Source organism: Pseudomonas sp. FW305-3-2-15-C-LB1, assembly GCF_058787615.1.
Window position 1 is genome coordinate 17277 of the sequence record NZ_JBYSZX010000028.1, and the last position, 22968, is coordinate 40244.

Below are 22968 nucleotides of genomic sequence, written 5' to 3' on the forward strand. Positions count from 1 at the left end.
CAGCGACGGTATATAACTATATTAAAGGTTTGATGGATAAATCTAGAACTTTTTATCGTTTTCATCCATCACACGTCATCACTGCGTCGACGTTGCAACGAAGGCACCAGGTAGACCGGCACCGTAGACAGCTGCAGCACCCGTGCAGCGGTGCGACCCAACGGGGTGGCCGCCGCGGTTGCATGGCTATGACTTCCTACGATCAACAGATCCACGGAAAGTTTGCGCAGTTGGTCGAGAATCACCTCGCAGGGGTCCCCCTGGATCACCCGTACCGAGCGAATCAACTTCAGGTCTTGCTCCCCGTCCTCCAATTCCTCGCGAAAACTGTCCAGCACCCGCTGTTCGATCGTCGCCATGACCGTGGTCAGCCCCTGGCTTTGCCATTCACTCAGGGCCTTCTCATCAAGGTAGCTCTGCAACACCGATTCGGCGAACAGGCCGATGGGCTCGACCACATGAATCACATACAGGTCCGCCTTGAACGTTCGGGCCAGCGCCAGCGCATGTTGCATCACATAAGGCGCGTACAGACCGAGGTCCGTGGCGTACAGCATCGAACGGATCATAGAACCTCCTGGACTGCCAGGATGGCGGAGATGAAATCAGCTTAGCAGCGCCCTAGATCTTCACCTCATTACTGATTCCATGGGGCACGTGCCCGGTGGCGACAAATTCCATGGCTTTCTCGCAATGCCCGGCCTGGTCATCGAAAAACACGTCGGCGGCAAACGCTTCCAGGAATGCGGATTTCTCCAGGCCGCCAAGGAACAACGACTCGTCCAGGCGGATATCCCATTCACGCAAGGTGCGAATCACCCGCTCGTGTGACGGCGCCGAACGGGCAGTGACCAAGGCGGTGCGGATCGGGCAGGCCTCATCGGGAAACTCACGCTGCAACAGGTTGAGCGCCGCCAGAAATCCCTTGAAAGGACCGCCGTGCAACGGTTGGCGCGCCGCCTCCCGCTCATTGGCCTGGAACGCGGCCAGGCCACCGGCCTGGTACACACGCTCGGACTCATCGGAAAACAGCACCGCGTCGCCGTCGAAGGCAATGCGCAGTTCTTCGCTGGAAGCGCGGTTCGGGCCGCCTGACAGAATCGTCGCCGCCGCGAAACCCGCATCGAGGGCACTGCGTACATCCTCGGCATGGGTCGAAAGAAACAGATGGCAGCCAAACGCCGCCAGATAAGGATAAGGACTACGCCCGCCTACGAAAGCGGCGCGGGAAATATCCAGGCCGTAATGCTGGATCGAATTGAACACGCGCAAGCCGGTGTCAGCGCTGTTACGCGACACCAGCACCACCTCAACCCGCGCACGGCCCAGGCTGGCGTTCAGGCTCAGCAGTTTCTTGACCAGCGGAAATGCATCGCCGGGTTCGAGGATTTCTTCTTCGTGCTCGATCTGGTACTTGCGGTACGCCTCGACGCCTTGGGCGAGGTAGATCTTGTGGCTGTCACTCAGGTCGAACAGTGCCCGCGACGAAATCGCCAGCACCAGTTTGTCGCCCAATCCCTTTGCCATGGTATGCCCCCCTGCTCAGCGGTTACGCCGATCAATAAAACTCAAGGCCTGATACAGCGCCTGCACCCGTGGCAGCTCACAGCCGGCAGCCCTGGCCGCAGCAAGTGGGCGGGCGTAGATCGCCGCCAGTTCCAGCGGGCGTTTGTGCACGTGGTCGTGGTACATGCTCGGCAGGTAATCGTCCATGGTTTCAGTCAGGGTAAACATCTGTTCGGCGTAGCTTTTGGGAATCTCATGACCACAGGCGTGGGCGCCCTGCACCACTTCGGCCATCAGCGCCTGGATCAGTTCGCGGCTGGATTCGTCCGCCATCATCGCCGTGGTCCCCGCGCCCAATAACACGGACAGGCCGTTATAGGGCACGTTCCACACCAGCTTGTGCCAGCGCGCCAGATGCACATTGGCCATGGCCTGGGACTCGATACCCGCCTGGTGAAACAATGCGGCGCCCGCTTCGACAATCGCTTTCTGGAGGGCGTCATCGTTGGCCGCCGTACCACTGTGATATCCCAGGTTGACCCGCCCCAGCGCCTGGTGCTCGATAACGCCCGGACCCGAACGGTGCACGCCGATATAACACAGGCCACCCAGCAAGTGCAGCGATGCTGGCAAGTGTTCACGCAGGCAATCTTCCACATCGAGGCCGTTTTGCAGCAACACCACCTTGGCATCCGGCGCCGCCACCTGGGCGAGGGTCGGGGCCAATTCGACGTTACCGGTCGACTTGGTGCCCACCAGCAGCCAGTCGCACGGCGGCATATCGGCAGCGCGGGCATAAGCCTGCACGGGATGCAGATGCAATACGCCGTGCACGGTGCTGTTCAAGTGCAGGCCGTGCTCGCTGACCGCCGCGTATTCACTGCGCAACAGAAAGTGCACATCGAAACCGGCACGCGCCAGCATCAGTCCGTAGAAACCACCAATGGCACCGGTGCCGATAATGCCGATGCGGGGTGACTGGAGGTTAACTGCTGTCATGGCAAATCCTCAGGTGAACGGGTGAGTGCCTGTTTTACGGCATCGAAAACGTCATCACGCGTAAGACGTGTCTGTATTTGCCCGAGGAATTGACCCTCGCACACCACGAACAGCGCCGGCAAATGAAAGATCTGGTAGCGCTCGACCGCACCACCGTTGTGCCCGGCGTCCACCCAGCACCACCGGTCCACCGGTAACGGCCAGCCCGGCATTTGCTGGCGTGCCCAGCGGCAACTGGAACACCCTGCGCTGGTAAAGATCACCAGAGAAATACCTGGCAATCCCAGCAATTGCTGGTCAATATCCAGGTCGGTCAATTCCAGTTCCTTCACTATACTGCTGCCACCGCCGTCAATTGGACGGTGCTCGGAGTCCGTGTACATGGGTCGTTTTTTACCTCACCCTGATGATGTCGCTGTCGAGTTAATCCAACGTCCCTCTCCCGCTATCCCCCGCCAACGCCTGCACACGATCGGCCTGGGCGGCATCGCCTGCCATTGGCCACGCGCCTGGCGCGAAGGCACGGCGGTTGATCTGCATATCCCGTCCCTGGGTGCCAGCGCGCGTTATCCAGGCTATGTGGCGTGGTGTCGCAAGGTGGAAAACGGCTACCGCGTCGCTGTCTCGTTCACCGATGAACATGCGTTGTTCGGTGCACGCATGGGTGAGCAAGCATGCCGGATAGAACGCTACTGCCGCCAGCACGAAGACGCCGAGCCGACACCCCAGCAACTCGAAGCCCTGGCCCGCGAGTGGGTATCGCGCCATGCCAGCGAGTTCTCCCATGAGGCATTTGTGGCGCCGGCACTGGATTAAAGCGGGCTTTGCCCATTGTCGCGGGCCGGTGTTACGCGCTAAGGTTCCTCCCCCCTGCATTCAAATCATGCTGTGCTCCGCCGCACGGGGATGGCTGGCGGCCGGCACCCGTGACCCTGACGAGTAACACGATGGCTGATTTACCGATCAATGACCTAAACGTTGAATCCAACGAGACCCTGATCACGCCCGATCAGCTCAAGCGCGAAATCCCTTTGAGCGACGCTGCCCTGCAGACCGTCACCAAAGGCCGCGAAGTCATCCGTGACATTCTCGATGGCACCGACCACCGCCTGTTCGTCGTCATCGGGCCTTGCTCGATCCACGATCTCAAGGCTGCCCACGAGTACGCCGAGCGCCTCAAGGTGCTGGCGGCGGAAGTGTCCGACACCCTGTACCTGGTGATGCGCGTCTATTTCGAAAAACCGCGCACCACGGTCGGCTGGAAAGGCTTGATCAACGACCCGTACCTGGACGACTCGTTCAAGATCCAGGACGGCCTGCACATTGGTCGCAAGTTACTGCTGGACTTGGCCGAGATGGGCCTGCCCACCGCCACCGAAGCCCTGGACCCGATCTCCCCGCAGTACCTGCAGGACCTGATCAGCTGGTCGGCCATCGGCGCACGCACCACTGAATCCCAGACGCACCGCGAAATGGCGTCTGGCCTGTCCTCGGCCGTGGGCTTCAAGAACGGCACCGACGGCGGCCTGACTGTGGCGATCAACGCGTTGCAATCGGTTTCCAGCCCGCACCGTTTCCTGGGTATCAACCAGGAAGGTGGCGTGTCCATCGTCACCACCAAGGGCAACGCCTACGGTCACGTAGTACTGCGCGGCGGCAACGGCAAGCCCAACTATGATTCGGTCAGTGTTGCCCTGTGCGAGCAAGCGCTGAACAAGGCCAAGATCAAGCCGAACATCATGGTCGACTGCAGCCACGCCAACTCCAACAAGGACCCGGCCCTGCAGCCGCTGGTGATGGAAAACGTCGCCAACCAGATCCTGGAAGGCAACCAGTCGATCATCGGCCTGATGGTCGAAAGCCACCTGAACTGGGGTTGCCAGGCGATTCCAAAAGACCTGGCCGACTTGCAGTACGGTGTGTCGATCACCGATGCCTGCATCGACTGGGCCGCCACCGAAAACACCCTGCGCAGCATGCACGCCAAGCTCAAGGACGTGTTGCCTAAGCGCAAGCGCACCTGAGTCTGTATCGAGCGCACACAAAAACGCCGGGCTGAGCCCGGCGTTTTTTTCATGCTGTTTATGCCTTACAACTTCGCGGCATGACGCTGGTGGCGCTCCATGTAGCGTTCGACATAGGAGCAGGACGGGATCACCGTGTAGCCCGCCTCCTCGGCAAACTTCAAGGCTTCCTCGGTCAGTGCCGCCGCAATACCACGGCCCCGCAGTGCGTTGGGCACGAAGGTCCGATAGATATCCAGGGTCTGTTTGCCGAGGTCCATATAGGTCAGATAGGCACGATGACCGTCCACATTGGTCTCGAACTGATGACCAGCCTGGTCATGGTGGATGGACAACGCCTCGCTCATCACTACTCCTCGCGGGTCTTGGTTTCTGACCCCTACCTTACCGATGTTTTTCCGGCGAAGGAACATCTACGCCACCCCGTGCCGGTTTCGACAACGAGAAAACCTTGAGCGCTCACACCTGCACGTAGGGAATAGTAGGCACCAATCCTGCAATTGCTCAAGGCGCACTCGTCATCCCCTGCCACGGGTGGATATAGAAAGGGCTTCGATCTACCGATGATCGAAAGCCTGAACATTGCCGGCAGTTGAACCTTGAGACGAACAGGCGCTCTTAAAGTCACCTCTACATGCGCAAAAGATACCGGGCAACGCGAAGCCATGCTGAACGTAAGTGTCAGCGTGGATATATAAAATTTCATCTGTTTACAGGGCTTAACACATGCGGGCCGGCCCTTTCAGCCTGGATCCGATTTGCGCCCGGTTAAAAAAATTGGACAGTTTTTATACAAACCTCAAAAAGATTAGCCAAAATAGATTCGGCACGAGAATTTTTTTTGCTTCTTGCGCTACGTCAGTTTACTTACTACAAGTAATGGGTAGTATGTACGCCGGCTATTGGCTCACTCTGAGATACTAGCCATCTAATAGAAAGTCCTTGAAGGGGAACACGATGAACAACGTTCTGAAATTCTCTGCTCTGGCTCTGGCCGCAGTTCTGGCTACCGGTTGCAGCAGCGTCTCCAAAGAAACCGAAGCTCGTCTGACTGCGACTGAAGACGCAGCAGCTCGCTCCCAGGCCCGTGCAGACGAAGCCTACCGTAAAGCTGATGAAGCGCTGGCTGCTGCTCAAAAGGCACAACAGACTGCTGACGAAGCTAACGAGCGCGCTCTGCGCATGCTTGAAAAAGCTAGCCGCAAGTAATAATCCCTCGGGGTTGTTATCAAGCCGATCCATTTATGGGTCGGCTTTTTTATTGCCTGGGATTTGTGCCTGGATCACGGGCAATAAAAAGCCCGCCGTGGCGCAGGGCCTTGGCGGGCGTTTGATGTCGTGCCTTATTGCTGCAGATCGATCGGCGCGCTGGCGGCGACCGCCGCTGCGCCGGGCACACCGATTTCCGTCGGCAAACCATCTTCCGCCGCGACCACGTCACGTACCTGATCCCAATTGACCCGCAAATTGTTGGCCAGGTCTTCACGCTTGAGCAAGGCGTTGATCACCGCAGTGTGCTTGTCGACCACCGACGGCGTACCGTCATCATTCAACGGCGTATGCGCTTCAAGGTACACCTTGCCGCCACTGCTGCCGAACTTGTAGGCATCGTTGATGATGCGCACCGATGTCCCCACCGGCACCATGCCGGCCATCTCCAGCACATTGTTGTTGAACATGCGGAAGCAGCCGTGGCTTGTACGCGTGCCGATACCAAATTTCATGTTGGAACCGTGGATCAGGTAACCCGGTGTGCCCAGGGTGAACTTGAACGGCCCCAGCGGGTTGTCCGGGCCGGCCGGCACCACGTTGGGCAGCGGGTCGCCGTTGGCGGCGTGCTCGGCCTTGATCGAGGCGGGCGGGGTCCAGGTCGGGTTGGGTGTCTTGGCGATGATGCTGGTATGGGCAATGGGTGAACCCCAGCCTTCACGACCAATCCCCAACGGGAACGTGTAGACCACGTTCTGACCCTTGGGGTAGTAATAGAGCCGGTATTCCGCCAGGTTGATCACGATGCCCTCGCGCGGCCCCGGCGGCAGGATGAAACGCGTCGGCAATACGATCTCGGTACCCGCACCCGGCAACCAGGCATCCACGCCCGGGTTGGCCGCGACCATCTCCGAATAGCCCAGGTCATAGGTGGTGCCCAGGTCGGCAAAGGTGTCTTCGTACTTGGCCTTGATCACCTGGACCTGGCCGACGATGTCTTCACCCGGTGGGGGCAATGGCAACTGCAAAGCTGACGCAGAACCGGCCGCACATAGCGCAGCGAGAGACAGGCAGCAGGTGACGACGGAAAGGCGCGACAACATCCGGTAAATCCTTCGCAGACGACGGGTAGGTAAACATCGATTGTATACGTGAAGCGCGCTTCTAGCTGCCCCCTACAACTCGAAACGCAGCTCCGGCCAGATCGGCGGCGTGCCGCGCTTCTGGGACTCCAGGATGGCACGGCACAGCGGGCACAGGCGCTGGTCCTGGAAAATCGAACGATCGACTCGCGACCAACGCGGTTGCGCCGGCAACAGGGTGCCGCACAGCGTGCGATCGATGGAGCCACCCAGTTCCAGTTGACGTGCCACCAGATGCACCCGCACTTCCTGGCAGGCGAACAGATCCAGCTGCTCGTCCGGCTCGATCAGTTGGTAGTTAAACAGGGACCAGGCAGGACGCGACATCAGGGGCTCCAAATCGGGGGGGCGCCACCTTAGCCGAAAGCCTGCCGGTAGAAAAGCGTCATAGCAGCGGTTTTAACGTCGGCCAGACATTTTCCAGCAACTTGCCCTGGGCGCCGACCGCCGGGTGAAGTTGATCGGCCTGCATCAGCTCCGGGTGACCGCCCACACCATCGAGGAAAAACGGCACCAGCGGGACATTCTTTTGCTTGGCCAGCTCGCCATAGACTTCGGCAAACGCGGTGGTGTATCGCGGGCCATAATTGGGGGGCAATTGCATCCCCAACAACAACACCTTGGCGCCACCTGCCCTGGACTGGTCAATCATCGATGCAAGATTTTGTTGCAATTGCGCAGGCGGTTGCCCGCGCAGGCCATCATTGCCCCCCAACTCAATAACCACCACATCCGGCTTGTGCTCTGCAAGCGCCGCCGGCAGCCGCGCCAGGCCTCCGGCACTGGTGTCGCCACTGATGGAGGCATTGACCACTTTATCGTCGAAACCTTCCTGCTTGAGCCGTTGCTGCAGCAGGGCTACCCACCCTTTGCTGGTATCCAGGCCGAAACCGGCACTGATACTATCGCCAACGATCAGGACTGTACCCGCCGCTGCGTTCTGGGCCATGCACATCAAGGCCAGGCCAGCACTCAAAAACCACATTCGCATCGGATTCTCCATGGGCGCAAGCATTCTCACCGCGCGGAACCTTAGCAAAGTGGTTCCCAGCGCGGAAGGTGAACTGACTATCCTGCACGAACTGAGCCTGGAACTGAACAAGGGCGATAGCCTGGCTATCGTCGGCAGCTCCGGCTCCGGCAAATCCACCCTCCTCGGCCTGCTGGCCGGCCTCGACCTGCCCAGCAGCGGCGAAGTCACCCTCGCCGGGCAAGCCCTCAGTACCCTCGACGAAGACCAGCGCGCGCGCATCCGTGCCGAGCATGTGGGCTTCGTATTCCAATCCTTCCAATTGCTCGACAGCCTCAACGCCCTGGAAAACGTCATGCTGCCACTGGAACTGGACGGCCGCAAAGACGCTCGCGAACGGGCCAGGCACCTGCTCGAGCGCGTAGGCCTGGGCCAACGCCTGACCCATTCGCCACGCCAACTCTCCGGTGGCGAACAGCAACGGGTGGCGATTGCCCGCGCCTTTGCCGCCGAACCGGACGTGCTGTTTGCCGATGAACCCACCGGTAACCTCGACAGCCACACCGGCGAGCGCATCAGCGACCTGCTGTTCGAACTCAATAAGGAGAGCGGCACGACCCTGGTGCTGGTCACCCACGATGAGCGCCTGGCCCACCGTTGCCGACGCCTGATCCGTCTTGAAGCCGGCCTGATGGTCGCGCCCCTGGAGCCTTGATGGCACGTTTGCCGCTGTTGCGCCTGTTCAGCCTGGCAATGCGCCAATTACTGCGCGATGCCCGCGCCGGTGAATTGCGCGTATTGTTCTTCGCCTTGTTGGTGGCCGTGGCCGCCAGCACCGCCATCGGTTACTTCGGCGCGCGCCTCAACGGTGCGATGTTGTTGCGCGCCACCGAATTCCTCGGCGCCGACCTGGTGCTTGAAGGCAGCTCGCCAGCCCGCCCCGAGCAGATCCGGTCCGGCACCGAACTGGGCCTGGACCACGCCCGCGTCGTGGAGTTTTCCAGCGTCATTGCCACCGATAACGGCATCCAGCTCTCCAGCATCAAGGCGGTCAACGAGCAGTACCCGCTGCGCGGTGAACTGAAAAGCGCAGCCGCGCCTTTTGGCGATCAAACCCCTGGGGGCGGCCCGAAGCCCGGTGAAGCCTGGGTGGAGGCGCGGCTGCTGACGGCGCTGGACCTCAAGGTCGGCGACAGCATCGATGTGGGCATGAAAACCTTGCGCCTGGCCCGCGTGCTCACCTATGAGCCGGACCGCGCCGGCAACTTCTACAGCCTCACGCCCAGGGTGATGATCAACCTGGCGGACCTGGACGCCACCGGTGTGGTGCAACCCGGCAGCCGCGTCAGCTACCGCGAACTGTGGCGCGGGCCACAGGGCAGCTCAGTGCTGCAAACCTATCGCGATCTGGTCAAGCCGGGGCTCGCCGCCAACCAGCGCCTGCAGGATTCACGGGACGGCAACCAGCAGATCGGCGGCGCCCTGGGCAAGGCAGAACGCTACCTGAACATGGCCAGCCTGGTCGCCGTATTGCTGGCGGGTGTGGCGGTGGCGCTGTCGGCCAATCGCTTTGCCACGCGACGTTTCGACGCCAGTGCACTGCTGCGCTGCCTGGGCTTGTCACGACGTGAAGCCATGTTGCTGTTCAGCCTGCAACTGAGCGTCCTGGGGCTTTTCGCCAGCCTGGTCGGCGCCCTGCTTGGCTGGCTGGCGCAGTTTGGCCTGTTCTACTTTCTCCACGACCTGTTACCCGCGGACGTTCCACCCGGCGGGCTGCTACCGGCGGTTGCCGGGATCGGCACCGGGTTGGTCGCCCTCGCCGGCTTCGCCCTGCCCCCGCTGGCCGCATTGGGTCGAGTGCCACCGCTGCGGGTATTGCGCCGTGACCTGCTGCCGATCCCTTCCAGCACCTGGATGGTCTATGGCGCAGCGTTGTTCGCCTTGGGCCTGATCATGTGGCGCCTGAGCCTCGACCTGGTGCTGACCTTCGCCCTGCTCGGTGGCGGGGTGGTTGCGGCACTGGTACTCGGTGGCTTGCTCCTGCTCTTGCTGCAAAGCCTGCGGCGACTGCTGGCCCGCGCCTCCCTGCCGTGGCGCCTGGGTCTGGGCCAACTCCTGCGTCACCCACTGGCAGCGGCCGGTCAATCCCTGGCATTCGGCTTGATCCTGCTGTCCATGGGCTTGATCGCCCTGTTGCGTGGCGAACTGCTCGACACCTGGCAAAACCAGCTGCCCAAGGACGCACCGAACTATTTCGCCTTGAACATCCTGCCGGCCGACAAGGATGCCTTTGGCGCCCGCCTGCTGGAACTGCAGGCGCAATCCGCACCGCTGTACCCGGTGGTGCCGGGGCGCCTGATCAGTATCAATGGCGAACCGGTACAGGAAATCGTCAGCAAGGACTCCAGCGGCGACCGTGCGGTGCAACGCGACCTGAGCCTGACCTGGGCCGCCGACCTGCCACCAGGCAACGCCCTGACGGCGGGCTCGTGGTGGTCGGCGCAACCTGCCGATGAAATCCCGGGTGTCTCCGTCGAAGCCAAGGTAGCGGAAAGCCTCAAACTCAAGCTCGACGACCACCTGGTCTTCACCGTGGGCGGAGAGAATCGAGAAGCGCGGGTCACCAGCCTGCGCACCATCAACTGGGATAACTTCCAGCCCAACTTCTTCATGATCTTCCAACCGGGTACCTTGAAGGACCTGCCGGCCACCTACCTGACCAGCTTCTATCTGGCGCCCGGGTATGACCAGCAGATCGTCGACCTGTCCCGAGCGTTCCCGGCGGTAACCATCCTGCAAGTCGAGGCGTTGCTGGAGCAATTGCGCAGCATCCTCGCCCAAGTGACCCTGGCGGTGGAGTACGTGTTGCTGTTTGTACTGGCGGCAGGGATGGCGGTGTTGTTCTCAGGCCTGCAAGCCACCCTGGATGAACGCATTCGCCAAGGCGCGCTGCTGCGTGCGTTAGGCGCCGAACGCAAGCTGCTGGTCAAGGCCAGGCGCATCGAGTTCGGTTTGCTGGGTGCCGTCAGTGGGTTGCTGGCGGCGCTGGGCACGGAGCTGGTGACGTTCGTGCTGTACCGCTACGCATTTGACCTGGCCTGGCACCCTCACCCGTGGCTGTTGCTGCTACCGGTGATCGGTGCCGTGCTGATCGGCGGTGCCGGTGTGTTTGGCACCCGCCGCGCGCTGAATGCCAGCCCGTTGACGGTGTTGCGCGAAGGTTGAAATGCGATGGGCCCGGATTCCTTACAGAATACGGGCCCATTTTGCTCACTTCACATATTCGATCCCGGTGATCCACCAGCACACCTCACCGCTTGGGGTCTGCACGATAGCCTCGTCATCCACCTCCTTGCGCAACAGCGCACGGGCCATGGGCGAATCGATGGAGATGTAGTCCATCCGGTCATAAATCTCGTCATAACCGACAATACGAAAACGCTTGGTTTCACCCTGCTCGTTTTCAATATCCACCCAGGCGCCGAAAAACACCTTGCCCTCCTGCTCAGGCATGTACTCCACCACGCGCATGTCTTCCAGGCGTTTGCGCAGGTAGCGCACACGACGATCAATCTCACGCAACAGTTTCTTGTTGTACTGGTAGTCGGCGTTTTCGCTGCGATCCCCCAGCGAAGCCGCCCACGTCACTTTGCGCGTGGTGTCCGGGCGCTTTTCGCGCCACAGGTAATCCAGCTCCTTTTTCAGCGCTTCATGGCCTTCTTTGGTAATCAGCTTGGTACTCAAACGCTTGCATCCCCAGGCAATGTCCATAGGTGCCGATACGCCTGGGTTTCATGCCCTGGGTTCGGCCGGCTGGCGTTGATGATAAATGAACCGGTGAAAGTAGCCAGGCCGGTCTAGCTATCGAGCGTGCGATCCAGCTCCAGCAACATGCCCCGCAGGCTTTGCCGCAAGCCCGACACCTGTGACGTCATCACCTTCAAGGCTTCGGTCCTCTGGCTGACGGCAAGCGACTGATCATGCAGTTGAGTGGTGCGCTGTTCCAGCTCTCGAACCTTCTCATCCAGTTGGTTTTGTTCCTGTTGCAGCCGCGCCTGCCACTGCTCAAGTGCAGTCTCCCGCTCGATTGCAGCGAGTTTTTGCTGGGTCAACTCTTGAGCGACACGGGCAAGGTTGGTCAGCGTGCTATCGACTTCGAACAATGTACTGTTGTCGCCTGAAGACATGAACTTCGTTGGCACCGGCGCATCAGGCTCACGTGGAATGGCAGGTGCGGCCTGCGCCATGTCCACTGGCGTGCTCAAGGGTGCCTGCCGGGGCTCCTCAACCGGTTGTTCATGCAGCGGAGGGCGGACCGACTCGGGTGGGCTCGCGCTCTTGGGAGGAGAGATCATTTGTGACGAAAACCGAATGGACGGCACAATCACTGAAGCACTTTCGATCGCTGGCAACGTCGGCGCAGACATGCCCAGGGTGATCACTTTCATCACCAGCGCTTTCTTGATGATCACCGAATGATGATCCTCAGGCCTGGCCGGTGGCAACTTGCAACCTTTCAAATCGACAAAATGATAAGGCACTTGGGTTTCGGTAACACTACCGGGTTTAACGCCCGAAGCGGCTAATGTCAGTATTTGCTTGAAAACATGCAATGCCACCTGCAGGTCTTCCTTGGATTCAACGCTTCCCAGGAAATAACGATCAAGTTTCTTACGCAAGGCCGCGATATAGACCCTGGAACTTCCAGGCTCTATCTCTTCATCCAGGCTATACACAAGGAAGTTTGAGGCCGTCTGACCGACAGCAAACCCACAGAGCAGTGCACCGTTAACCGGAGCATCTTGACCATTGCGTTCAAGAACAAGGGTACGTAGCAGCATCATGCAATCAGGCCTCAATATTCGGAAAGAAAGCTTATATAAACAAAAAATAAACAATCAAAAATTAGACACTCCAAAACACGACACATTGTTTCAGTGGTCCGCCCGCCCTGCACGTAGGACTTGTCTTATTAATGCTGACCGACGTTCCCAAAACCGCGAGCAACCCGTACCCTTTTTTCAACCTCCCTACGTCATACCAAACTTATTCGGTAAAACAATGATCGAAATAAGCAATCTGACAAAACATATGGGTAACAATACTGTTGTCAGCGACTTTTCATTCAGTGCCGGTCAACAGGAATGCCTTGGGTTGTTCGGACAGGATCACACGGCCAAAACAGTCCTGCTCGATGTCATTGCCGGTTCGACACAGCCGTCCAGCGGTCATATAAATATTCAGGGCTTCAACACACAAACCCACCCGCTCGAAGCCAGGCAACTGGTCGGCTATCAACTGTCCAACGACCTCGGCCATCCAACGATGTCGGTCAAGGCGTTCCTGGATTTCATTGCTGCCATTCGTGGCTTTCGCGGTACCGAAAAACGTGACCGCCTGGAACAGTCCGTCGCACGACTGGAGTTGTTTCCGGTGCTCGATGCCCCCCTCGACCTCCTTTCTATCGCCTGGAAACGCAAAGTCGCGATTGCCCAGGCCATCCTGCATGGCCCTGCCCTGTTACTGCTGGACGAACCCACCGAAGGACTCGCGCAGGATCAGAAGCACGCATTCAAGGCACTTATCCAATCATTGACTCAAGAAATGACGGTCATCATTGCCTCGCGTCACTGCGAAGAGTTGTCCGAACTGTGTACACGCGCCCTGGTAATTGCCAACGGTCGCCTGGTGGCCGATACGCCACTGCCCGATCTACAGCGCGACTCGCGTCACTTCCAGGCAGTCACCCTTACCGCCGAGACGCCACTGGACCTGTTGGCACTGGCTGTCCTTCCAGGTGTGGCAGGCATCGAAGAGCATCGAAACGCGCCCGGCACAGTGACGGTTCTCGCCATGCCCGGACACACCATCTATCCCCATATCAACACGCTGATTGCCAGCCGGCGCTGGAAAATCACCTCACTGAACCTGGAGCCAGGTCGCCTGAATGATGTGGTCCACCACCTGACCAAAGAGGCGTCCCATTGAGACTATTGCCCATCATTCTGAGGCGTCAACTCACCAGCTATGCGCGCTACCCCAGCACTTACCTCAACATTGCCATTTTCCTCATACTGTCAGTGACATTAGGGTTGTACGTAAGTCCGTGGCGGGAACAAAACGGCAGTGACTTACAGGTATTTTTCCGGTTCCACCCTTCGCTTTACTTATTGCTGATTCCCGCCCTGACCACTCAACTTTGGTCCGATGAAACCAACGCAGGTTTTTTCAGCCTGATGAAAACCCTGCCCATCACGACGTTGGAATGGGTTGTCGGAAAATTCCTGGCCGCCTGGCTGGTGGCCAGCACCGCCCTGTTTCTGATGTTCCCCCTGGTGATCATTGCGAACTATCTGGGCAACGCCGACAACGGTGTCATTGCCTCGCAATTTCTGGCGAGTTGGTTGCTGGCAGGCAGTTACTTATCCGCAGGCTGTTTTATTTGCGCACTGGTCCATCACCGCACTGTTATTTTCGTATTGACACTGGGCTTGTTACTGACAACCAGTGGCCTTTCTTATGTACTGGACTCACTTGAACACCACACCCCTATATGGCTGATCGACAGCCTGACATCCCTCAGCCCTACCTGGCGATTCAGCAGTATCGATGATGGAAAACTCACACTGCGCAACATACTCTATTTTATTAGCATGATCCTCGCCTTTCTCACCGCAACGACAGTCACACTCAACTACAAACACAGATGAGAAGGGAACCCCTTAATGCGGTCCATTCTGCGCACCGGTATGACGCTTTGCGTCACCTTTTTGCTTTTCCTGGCTTTCAACCTGGTGTGGATAGGTAAACTTCCTGATATACGCTGGGATCTTTCTCAACAAAAAATCCACACTTTATCGCCCCCCGTATACCCACTGCTCGCAACGCTCGAAAGCCCGGTGGACATGTATTACTTCAATTCAAATAACGACCCGAAACGAAGCTACGCCGTGAAACGCTATGGCAAACGTATTGAGGACCTGCTCAAGGAGTACGAAAAGAAGGCTCGGGGCATGATCAACCTGCACGTGATTGAACCCGCTCCCTATTCGGAAGACGCCTATAAGGCACGGCTGTCAGGGCTCGACGAGAACACAGGGTTTCTCGGTCTCATCAGCACGAGCCCCGGTCATGGCGTGCGCCGTATCGGTTCTTTCAGCCTCGAGCGCGAGCCCTTGCTCGAATATGAAATAAGCCACCTGCTCTACAAGTTGCAGCACCCGGAGCGACCGGTTGTTGGGCTGCTGTCGGGGCTGCCGATGGACGAATCCGCAGGTCGGCTCCTGCAGGCGGTGCGGCGAGAATTCGAACTGGTCGCTCTGGAGCCGAATGTCGCTCTAATCCCCGAACACATCAAAACGCTGATGGTTGTACAGCCACGGATACTGCCGGAACGGACCTTGTATGGGATTGAGCAATTTGTCTTGAGGGGCGGTAGATTGATGATGTTCATCGACCCGTTGAGCGAACAACGCTCAACCCCATTCCCAGCCAATAGCCGACTGGACGAGGTGCTTGCCGCCTGGGGTATCCGGATGCCGACGGACAAGCTGGTGGTCGACTCTCTCTACACGCCCTGGGAGACGCCAGATATGCCCAATCGAGTCAGGCTGAACTTGCCACGACAGGCAATGAACCTGAACGACATCAGCACCTGGAACCTCAACAGGGTGACAGTATCGAGCAGTGGGGCGCTGGTGCAGTTGAACAAAAGCCGCACAACCTTCACCCCGATCCTGCAAAGTTCCGAGCAATCCGTGCTGTTGGAGGCCAACCAATCCCCTCGCGCAACAAAGTCCGATTCCGTGATTGAAGAGGCTTCGAGCCGAGAACGGCGCCATGTCATTGCTGCACGCATCGAAGGGCCGAGCTACTCAGTCTTTTCCGATGGTATCAAGGGCCTGCCACCCGGGTTGCAAACAGCCGCGCAGATTCATGTTGTGGTCATCGCTGACACCGACATGCTTACCGATAAGGTCAGCGACGCGGCGCCCGATGGCAACGCGCTGTTTGTTCTGAATACACTGGATAACCTGTCCGCCCCCGACATGCTCGTCGCGATTCGCCCAAGGGCAACGCAGGACATGCCGACGGTGCTGGAGGGTATGCGCGAGGTCGCAAGACAGGCCTATCGTTCGAAAGCCAGCGAACTGGAGCGACGCTTGCAACGAACAGAGCAGGAATGGCAACGGCTGAGCCCATGGACAACCACCCTCGGCACCCAGGCAGTGGAGACCAATACCCAGCTGCAAGCACTCAACAAGGAACGACTGCGCCTACCCATGGAGCTGAATACCCTGCAGCGCGAAGCCTACGCCCAAGTGCGTCGTCTGGAGTTGGCGATAACGCTGGTGGCGATCTTTGCCATGCCGCTGACGTTATGCCTGATCGCCTGGATGGTCTTTCTTGGAGAGCGCCGACGCCGGTTGCAAGCCGGCGGCATGATTCACTGAATGTTCAGCGACGGGCTATCAGTCCCTGTCGTGCAATACGGGTCAACTGGCGGATGACTTCGGTGGCATTGTCGGCGCTTGGGGCCTGGATAACCGCAAGGTCAAAGCTGTTGCTGGCAAAACGCGCAAGTGAGTCGCCATCTTCGACAAACTGGATCAGGAACGCCGAAGGTCGGCCAGTGCGACGCGGCCAACCATCCAGGTAACGCAATAGCGTGGGCTGGTGCTTGCCGCCAAGAAGAATTTTCGGGTTGCGTTGAGTGAGGTCCGCAGTGATCGGGGCCAGGCGTATCAGGGGGCGTAATGCATTCATCGTGTCGTGTCTCTGCCTCAAAAGTCTGCGGGCAGGTGAGAGGCAACACCGAACCAGCGCTTTAGCGGAATTTCGAAGCATGGAACACGCTTCTGTCGGGACCGATGACGATCACCCATGGCGCCCCGCAATTAGCTGTTTAAATCGGCGCATGAGCGGCATCCTAGAGAAGCCGGTGGGGCGGTGTCAAGAATCCCGAGCAACGAAAAGGCCCGCACAGGGCGGGCCGATTCAAGGTGTTGCAGCCCAATCAGTGGGCGATGGCGCGGTCTGCGGACAGTTTGCCAGCACCCTCCAGCAGTACCGCCAGTGAGCCGCCGAGCAGGGCCAGGGCGAACTCATAACCGTTGTTGGCCATGAACAGGCCGTTATGGATGTGCACCGAGAAGATCGCCACCAGCGACAGGAAAGTCAGGCCCAATGCCGCAGGGCGAACCAGCAGACCGATGATCAACGCCAGGCCGGCAAAGAACTCGGTACCGCCCGACAGCAGCGCCATCAGCGTACCCGGCGCCAGGCCGATGCTTTCCATCCACTGGGCAGTGCCCGCCAGACCGTAGCCGCCAAACCAGCCAAAGAGCTTTTGCGAACCGTGGGCGGCGAAGATGATGCCTACCACAATGCGCAGGATAGTCAGGCCGTAACCGGCGCGAGTGGAGAGAATACGGTTGATCAGTGGGCTCATGGTGCAGATCCTTTTCAAAGTAGGGTTGGTTGGCCGCTATATTAATCAGTTAAAACAATGATAAAAGCCGAAAAAATGCCTGATTAATATCGATAAAATCGATTACTTCCGTGAAGCGATTTTCGGCGCTGGCGGTTCCAGGGACTCCCGCTCCCGATCGAACGCCAAGAAATACTTGTTGACGCTATTAACATAGCTGACGCCGCCCATCCCTACCTGCTCCATGGCAATGCGTTCAACCTGGAAAAACCACTGGTTGGGGTTGAGCCCCCGCCGCTTGGCTTCAGTACGCATGCCCTGCACCCGCTCCGGCCCCATGTTGTAAGCCGCCAGCACAAAGGCCATGCGCTCGCGCTCGTTGAGCTTGGGGCTGGCGAAGAACTTGCGACGGATCATTGCCAGGTACCGCGCGCCGGCCTGCACGTTGCTGTCGAGACTTTCGATGTTGTTGACCCCCACGCGTTGCGCCGCCGATGGCGTGATCTGCATCAAGCCGGTAGGGCCGCCGCTGTTGCGCGCGCCAGGGTCAAGCGCCGATTCCTTGAAGGCCAGTGCGGCGAGGTTCAACCAGTCCATGCCCTGCTCGCGGGCGTGTTTCTGCAAGACCGGGCGCAGTTTTTCCAGGCGCTGTCGGTCGACGCGGGCCAATGGGTTGCGCACTTGGTAAAGGCGACGGTAGATACGCTGGAATGCCACATCCTGATCGGACGGGGTTCGATAGGTCTTGAGGAATCGATCAATGCTGGCCCGCAGCATCGAGGCATCCTGGCGCACGAACCAGTATTCGTCGCCCGGCTCGCTGATCGCCACCTGCTTATCGAAACGCAACTTGGGCAGGATCTTCGACCAGCGCTCGGCAATCGGCTTTTCGACAATAGTCAGGTGGAAAATACCGGCCTGCACCATCTCCAGCACATCTTCCACGGCCAGGGTCGGGTCCACCCACTCCACTTTCACCGGCGGCTGCTTGTGCAGCGCGAGTTTTTGATTGACCTGGTTGATGGCATCCGCCGCGGCGCTACCGGTGGTCAACGCCAGGGTGCGGCCGGACAATTGTTCCAACTTGGTAAACCGTCGCTCGCCCTTAACCCCCACCAGCCACAACGGCACATCGCTGGCAATCGGGTCGCTGGTGCTGATCTTGTGCCCCGCTTTTACATCGAGCACTTCACCGGGCGCCACCAAATCACCTTCGCCACGGGCCAGTGCGCCAAGCAACTGGTCCTTGGCCTTGGGAATGATCTTGAGGTTGATCTCCTGGCCATCACGGGCATGGCCATTGAGGTACTGCTCGAAGGCGCGCAGGCGATGGTATTCGACACCGATGGCCTGGCCTTGCACCTCACCGGAGCTGTTACGGCTCTGGTTGACCAATACGCGCAACGTGCGGCTTGAACGAATCTCCGCCAAATCGCGCACCTTGCCGGGCTTGGTCACTTCCAGCGGCCCGTCCAGACGCGCAACCGCCGCCATGGGCAGCAGCATCGTCAGGCACAACATAAGCAACGCCGAGGGTCGGATCATCCGCTCTCCGGAAAGAATACTGGCCAACGCCCTCGCGAAAAACGAGGCGGTGGGGTCAGAAACAGAGCGCTTTATGCGCTGGCAAGGTACGCAACGGCGGCATGATGAAAGGCGGCGAGCCAACCACAATGTCGCTTGCGACGTTCAAAGACAGCTATAACTCGTTGTAGTTCTTCGTTTTTCTTATAAATCTACAGCTCTGATATGCTTTCCGGCCGCAGGCGGAGATAGCACCATGCAACTCATTGATATCGGCGTCAACCTGACCAACCCCAGTTTCGACGAGAAGCACCAGGCCGTGCTCGAGCGCGCCTATGCTGCCGGCGTGCAACAATTAGTACTCACCGGCACCAGCATCGAGGGCAGCGAACAGGCCCTGGCGCTGTGCGAAAAACTCGATGAAAGCGGCCAACGCCTGTTCAGTACGGCGGGCATCCACCCCCACTCTGCCAGTGACTGGAACGGCGATAGCGCATCACGTTTGCGCGGGTTGCTGAAAGAAAACCGCGTACGCGCAGTCGGAGAATGCGGGCTGGATTTCAACCGGGATTTTTCACCGCGTCCGCAGCAGGAAAAAGTCCTCGAAGAACACCTGGTACTGGCCATCGAGCTGAAACTGCCGGTATTCCTCCACGAACGTGACGCCAACCAGCGCCTGTTGGATATCCTCAAGGACTACCGCGACCACCTCACTGCCGCCGTGGTGCACTGCTTCACCGGCGAACAACAGGCGCTGTTCAGCTACCTCGACCTCGACTTGCACATCGGCATCACCGGCTGGATTTGTGACGAACGCCGTGGGACACACCTGCACCCCCTGGTCAGGGAAATTCCCCGTGGCCGTCTGATGCTGGAAAGCGACGCCCCCTACCTGCTACCGCGCACCTTGCGTCCGAAGCCGAAAAACGGTCGCAACGAGCCCGCGTATCTACCCGAAGTGCTGCGCGAAGTCGCCCTGCACCGCAACGAGAGCGTGGAAGACCTGGCACGCCACAGCACGGCCTGCGCCCGTCGTTTTTTTGGGCTGCCTGCCGTGGATTGATGCGGCGCATTGACCCATGTCAAAACCGTTTTCCTGGATAGCGGCACAATAATGGCACCTTGCCAATGCTGTTTCCGCTATCAGAGAAAACCTTCCATGGGTGCCTGGCTTAGCAATATCTCGCTGAAGTACAAATTCTGGGCCGTCAATGCGGTCGCCTTCATTACCACCCTGCTGCTGGTGCTCTATGCCGTGCAGCTTGAACAACAGTCCCGCAGCGATGCATCCCGGGCTTCGGCGCAAGCCCAGGCACACTTGTTCAATGCGTGGCCGACTGGCGAAGCATTGCCCAAGGGCGAGCACTGGCTGACGTTCAAGCGCGGCCAGGTCCCACAACTGGCGGAGCAGGATCTGTCAGCCCTTGGCAGCAACCTGGGCTGGGTCGAACTCAATCACATGCCGTGGTTCGGCGAAAACCCGCTGATGGGTGCCGAAGTCATCGCCCGCCCTGACGGTCAATACGTCGCCGTGCTTGCCTACGCGCCAAGCCTGAGCCAGGTGTTCGAAGAACGCTTCGCCAACTATGCAGTGGCGGTCTTGATCCTGATGCTGGCGATGCTCGGCGCCTCGCAACTGCTGATCCGCTTCCTGCTCAGCCAACTCAACACCCTGAAAGACGTGATGCTGCACGTAGAGAAAACCGGCGACCTGTCGGCCCGCGTGCCGTTGGCCTGCAAGGATGAAGTTGGCCAGATGGCCAGCGCCTTCAACGCCATGCAAGCGGGCTACCAGCGCGTCGTCAACACCGTGGCACGCACCGCCCAGCAACTCGACGATGGCGCCGCACGGTTGGCCAGCAGCATGAACGACGTGCAGCACGGCATGCTCGGCCAGCAAAGCGAAACCGACCAGGCCGCCACTGCCATCAACGAAATGACCGCCACCGTCTACCACATCGCCCAGCACGCCGGCGCCACCCGCGACCTGTCCCAGACCGCCGACACCCTGGCGGGCAGCGGCCAGGAAGTGGTCACCCGCGTACAACGCTCGATTGCCGGCCTCTCCACGGGCGTGCAGCAGACCGCCGAGATGATCCAGAAGCTCGCCGAGGACAGTCAGAAAATCAACGGTGTGGTCAGCGTGATCCATAGCATCGCCGAGCAAACCAACCTGCTCGCCCTCAACGCCGCCATCGAAGCCGCCCGCGCCGGGGAAATGGGCCGGGGTTTCGCCGTGGTTGCCGACGAAGTGCGCAACCTGGCCAAACGCGTACAAAGCTCCACCGACGAAATCACCCGCATGGTCTCGGCGCTGCAGGCCGGCACCCGCGACGCGGTGGACTTCATGCAGGAAAGCTCGTTCAAGGCTGACGACTGCGTGCAGCAAGCCCAGGAAGCCGGCGCGGCCCTCGCCGAAATCACCAGTGCCGTGGCGCAGATGCGTGAAAGCAACACCCAGATCGCCGTCGCTGCCGAGCAGCAAAGCCACGTCGCCGAAGAGATGAACCGTGCGGTGGTGAGCATTCGGGATGTGACCGAGAACACCGTGAAGCAAACCGTGGATTCGGCGACGACCAGTAATGAACTGGCAACCTTGGCCGGGGAGCTGAGCAAGGCGATTGGGCAGTTGAAACTGTAGGACTGCTCAACCCGTAATCCTCTGCCTACAACAAAGCCTCGGTTTGCCCGAGGTTTTGGCGAAACGTCCTAGCCCTACCGACGAATAACGCCGACTTCTTTTCCCTGGCAACCTCTCCAAAGTCTCTCGCCTGATCAATCAGCGCGAGGGACCGCCGATGCACTTCTCCAGCCGTGCCCCACTCAATGGGGCAGCCTCATGACTCCAGTTATTGCCCGGTTCATCCTGGCGCCCATGGATGCCAAGGCGCCGGACGTTGAAGGCGTCCTGCGTGACTTGCGTGAATGCCTCAACACGTTTGACGAGTGGGCCGAAAGCTTCTGGAGCGGCTTGGCGCTGGAAGTCGAGCAGGTGTTCAAGGTCGGCGACGAGGTTTCCCTCGTCGCTCCGGCGTCCTCCAAGAAACCGAATCGCACGGTTGCCACCTGTAAGGCCCAGGGTGCGTTGACCCTGGTGCATATGTTCGAGAGCACGCGGTTTGTGCCTATCGGCAATACGCCGGTGATGCTGCAAGCGATTGCGCCTGACGGCAGCCCAATGGGTTCGCCGATCCATCACACCATCGGCCCCAGCGGCATGCTTGAAGTCAGCGACTGCACCCGCGATCAGCGCTACCAGATCACCCTCTATCCCAACGTTTCCAAGGATCACATCAAGGCGCTGTATGCGTCTTATCAGTCGGTGATCGCGGGGCTGGAAATGGGCCTGCGTGATGAGTGGGCGAAGACCTTCAAGCCGCAATGGAGCGACTTTGCCAACGCCATATCCTTGGAACGCAGTGCGATGCAGGGCATGGCGTTTTCCAGCGGCATGGCCAAGGCGCTCTACAACCTGTGGGACAACTTCACACAACTGTACGACCTGCTGGCGGACCTCAAGAGCAATAGCCAGAAACTGCTGCAGTACGTCTCCCAGGCCGAACTGGATGAACTGTTGAAACTGGGCAAGGACACCATTGCCCAGGGCCTGCTTGTGCTCAGCGATGAGCCGCTGATGTTTATCTATCTGTCGGCCCTGGTTGCCTGGGTACGCATGCTGCCGCCGCCGCAGATGTACGAGCTGCTGGGCGAGATGACCGGCGAGGTGCTGATCAATCTGTTTCTGATCTGGGCCACGCGAGGCATGGGGGTTCAGCTTCGTTTGGGTATGCAGGTGCTGGGGCACATCAAGTCCGAGCGCGTGCGTAAATGGCTGCAAATGCTGGCGGACCAGGTGGTCGGGCCTCGGTTGGAGGCGCATGTCGAGGCGGCCAGGCCGTTGCTGCTGGGTAGCTCCGCGAAGCCGATCCGGGTGATTCCGAATGCGCCGTTGAAGGCTGGGGATCAGGTGGTTTCCAACGCGGTGCCGGTGGTGCGCAACAAGTCCCAGCGAACCGTGTTAGTTCAGCAAGAGCATGTGGATGACGTGCCGGTTTCTGCTCGCAACCCGAATGGGGATGCGGCGGCATCTTCGGACAAGACCGCCACCAACGGCTGCCCGGTGTCGATGGTCACCGGCGAGGAACTCCTGACCCTCACCGATGG

The 22968-nt window shown here is 59.4% G+C and carries 23 protein-coding genes and 1 pseudogene; 11 read left to right on the forward strand and 13 right to left on the reverse strand.

Annotated features, from left to right (window positions below; all coding sequences use genetic code 11):
- Positions 1 to 68 precede the first annotated feature (68 nt).
- Genes AC3WP7_RS29150 through AC3WP7_RS29165 form a run of 4 tightly spaced genes read right to left on the reverse strand, consistent with a single transcriptional unit; the run spans position 69 to position 2888 of the window.
- A complete protein-coding gene (locus AC3WP7_RS29150; protein ID WP_071488527.1) occupies positions 69 to 569 on the reverse strand; it encodes a universal stress protein in 501 nt (166 codons plus the stop codon).
- 52 nt (positions 570 to 621) lie between these two features.
- Positions 622 to 1527 carry a 5'-nucleotidase gene (locus tag AC3WP7_RS29155; RefSeq protein ID WP_071488528.1) on the reverse strand — a complete coding sequence of 302 codons (906 nt, stop codon included), beginning with the start codon at positions 1525 to 1527 and terminating at the stop codon, positions 622 to 624.
- Positions 1528 to 1542: 15 nt separating this feature from the next.
- Positions 1543 to 2505: a putative 2-dehydropantoate 2-reductase gene (locus AC3WP7_RS29160; protein WP_102593082.1), complete on the reverse strand. Its 963-nt coding sequence runs from the start codon at positions 2503 to 2505 to the stop codon at positions 1543 to 1545.
- Complete coding sequence (locus tag AC3WP7_RS29165; protein ID WP_102593081.1) at positions 2502 to 2888, reverse strand: YbbN family protein; 387 nt, start codon at positions 2886 to 2888, stop codon at positions 2502 to 2504. Before AC3WP7_RS29165 ends, AC3WP7_RS29160 begins: the two co-directional genes overlap by 4 nt.
- Between AC3WP7_RS29165 and AC3WP7_RS29170 the strand changes: the two genes are divergently transcribed.
- A complete protein-coding gene (locus AC3WP7_RS29170; RefSeq protein WP_092247684.1) occupies positions 2887 to 3321 on the forward strand; it encodes a PilZ domain-containing protein in 435 nt (144 codons plus the stop codon). The two genes, AC3WP7_RS29165 and AC3WP7_RS29170, sit on opposite strands and share 2 nt — an antisense overlap.
- A gap of 131 nt (positions 3322 to 3452) precedes the next feature.
- On the forward strand, positions 3453 to 4529 hold the full coding sequence (locus tag AC3WP7_RS29175; RefSeq protein ID WP_058427976.1) for a 3-deoxy-7-phosphoheptulonate synthase: 1077 nt from the start codon (positions 3453 to 3455) through the stop codon (positions 4527 to 4529).
- A gap of 65 nt (positions 4530 to 4594) precedes the next feature.
- On the opposite strand, the gene AC3WP7_RS29180 is transcribed toward AC3WP7_RS29175, so the two are convergent.
- Positions 4595 to 4876 carry a GNAT family N-acetyltransferase gene (locus AC3WP7_RS29180; protein WP_003189869.1) on the reverse strand — a complete coding sequence of 94 codons (282 nt, stop codon included), beginning with the start codon at positions 4874 to 4876 and terminating at the stop codon, positions 4595 to 4597.
- A 610-nt stretch (positions 4877 to 5486) separates the two neighbouring features.
- Here AC3WP7_RS29180 and oprI point away from each other — a divergent pair.
- Positions 5487 to 5738, forward strand: a complete 252-nt coding sequence (oprI, locus tag AC3WP7_RS29185; protein ID WP_003172710.1) for an outer membrane lipoprotei OprI — start codon at positions 5487 to 5489, stop codon at positions 5736 to 5738.
- Between the two features lie 134 nt (positions 5739 to 5872).
- Here oprI and AC3WP7_RS29190 read toward each other — a convergent pair whose 3' ends face one another.
- The 3 genes from AC3WP7_RS29190 to AC3WP7_RS29200 all read right to left on the reverse strand — a co-directional run bounded on the left by AC3WP7_RS29190 (position 5873) and on the right by AC3WP7_RS29200 (position 7871).
- On the reverse strand, positions 5873 to 6841 hold the full coding sequence (locus AC3WP7_RS29190; protein WP_092247681.1) for a L,D-transpeptidase family protein: 969 nt from the start codon (positions 6839 to 6841) through the stop codon (positions 5873 to 5875).
- 72 nt (positions 6842 to 6913) lie between these two features.
- Entirely contained in the window at positions 6914 to 7207 is a 294-nt protein-coding gene (locus AC3WP7_RS29195) for a hypothetical protein (protein WP_010211879.1), read from the reverse strand.
- 58 nt (positions 7208 to 7265) lie between these two features.
- Positions 7266 to 7871, reverse strand: a complete 606-nt coding sequence (locus AC3WP7_RS29200; protein ID WP_092247678.1) for an arylesterase — start codon at positions 7869 to 7871, stop codon at positions 7266 to 7268.
- Between the two features lie 10 nt (positions 7872 to 7881).
- On the opposite strand from AC3WP7_RS29200, the gene AC3WP7_RS29205 reads away from it, so the two are divergent.
- Positions 7882 to 8565, forward strand: a complete 684-nt coding sequence (locus AC3WP7_RS29205; protein WP_005786391.1) for an ABC transporter ATP-binding protein — start codon at positions 7882 to 7884, stop codon at positions 8563 to 8565.
- Entirely contained in the window at positions 8565 to 11075 is a 2511-nt protein-coding gene (locus AC3WP7_RS29210; protein WP_102593080.1) for an ABC transporter permease, read from the forward strand. The genes AC3WP7_RS29205 and AC3WP7_RS29210 overlap by 1 nt, the downstream gene beginning before the upstream one ends.
- Before the next feature lie 45 nt (positions 11076 to 11120).
- On the opposite strand, the gene greB is transcribed toward AC3WP7_RS29210, so the two are convergent.
- Together greB and AC3WP7_RS29220 are read right to left on the reverse strand one after the other, a co-directional pair.
- Positions 11121 to 11594 (reverse strand): transcription elongation factor GreB, encoded by a 474-nt coding sequence (gene greB / locus AC3WP7_RS29215; RefSeq protein ID WP_092248076.1) that lies wholly within the window; start codon positions 11592 to 11594, stop codon positions 11121 to 11123.
- 113 nt (positions 11595 to 11707) lie between these two features.
- On the reverse strand, positions 11708 to 12694 hold the full coding sequence (locus AC3WP7_RS29220; protein WP_092247672.1) for a hypothetical protein: 987 nt from the start codon (positions 12692 to 12694) through the stop codon (positions 11708 to 11710).
- Between the two features lie 217 nt (positions 12695 to 12911).
- Between AC3WP7_RS29220 and AC3WP7_RS29225 the strand changes: the two genes are divergently transcribed.
- From AC3WP7_RS29225 to AC3WP7_RS29235, 3 genes are read left to right on the forward strand one after another with little or no spacing between them, the layout of a single operon-like run.
- Positions 12912 to 13838 carry an ATP-binding cassette domain-containing protein gene (locus AC3WP7_RS29225; protein WP_093123345.1) on the forward strand — a complete coding sequence of 309 codons (927 nt, stop codon included), beginning with the start codon at positions 12912 to 12914 and terminating at the stop codon, positions 13836 to 13838.
- Positions 13835 to 14560, forward strand: coding sequence for an ABC transporter permease (locus AC3WP7_RS29230; protein WP_093123348.1), 726 nt, complete (start codon positions 13835 to 13837; stop codon positions 14558 to 14560). The genes AC3WP7_RS29225 and AC3WP7_RS29230 overlap by 4 nt, the downstream gene beginning before the upstream one ends.
- A gap of 15 nt (positions 14561 to 14575) precedes the next feature.
- Positions 14576 to 16303, forward strand: a complete 1728-nt coding sequence (locus tag AC3WP7_RS29235) for a Gldg family protein (protein WP_093530074.1) — start codon at positions 14576 to 14578, stop codon at positions 16301 to 16303.
- Positions 16304 to 16307: 4 nt separating this feature from the next.
- On the opposite strand, the gene AC3WP7_RS29240 is transcribed toward AC3WP7_RS29235, so the two are convergent.
- From AC3WP7_RS29240 to AC3WP7_RS29250, 3 genes are all read right to left on the reverse strand, one after another.
- Positions 16308 to 16616, reverse strand: a complete 309-nt coding sequence (locus tag AC3WP7_RS29240) for a hypothetical protein (RefSeq protein ID WP_092247660.1) — start codon at positions 16614 to 16616, stop codon at positions 16308 to 16310.
- 250 nt (positions 16617 to 16866) lie between these two features.
- A complete protein-coding gene (locus AC3WP7_RS29245) occupies positions 16867 to 17301 on the reverse strand; it encodes a DoxX family protein (protein ID WP_071488540.1) in 435 nt (144 codons plus the stop codon).
- A gap of 102 nt (positions 17302 to 17403) precedes the next feature.
- Complete coding sequence (locus AC3WP7_RS29250; RefSeq protein WP_102593079.1) at positions 17404 to 18825, reverse strand: MltF family protein; 1422 nt, start codon at positions 18823 to 18825, stop codon at positions 17404 to 17406.
- A 235-nt stretch (positions 18826 to 19060) separates the two neighbouring features.
- Between AC3WP7_RS29250 and AC3WP7_RS29255 the strand changes: the two genes are divergently transcribed.
- From AC3WP7_RS29255 to AC3WP7_RS29265, 3 genes and pseudogenes are all read left to right on the forward strand, one after another.
- A complete protein-coding gene (locus AC3WP7_RS29255; RefSeq protein WP_093530070.1) occupies positions 19061 to 19867 on the forward strand; it encodes a TatD family hydrolase in 807 nt (268 codons plus the stop codon).
- Positions 19868 to 19963: 96 nt separating this feature from the next.
- A complete protein-coding gene (locus tag AC3WP7_RS29260) occupies positions 19964 to 21445 on the forward strand; it encodes a methyl-accepting chemotaxis protein (protein ID WP_102593078.1) in 1482 nt (493 codons plus the stop codon).
- A gap of 198 nt (positions 21446 to 21643) precedes the next feature.
- Positions 21644 to 22968 (forward strand): annotated as a pseudogene (locus tag AC3WP7_RS29265) (type IV secretion protein Rhs); the annotation flags it as partial.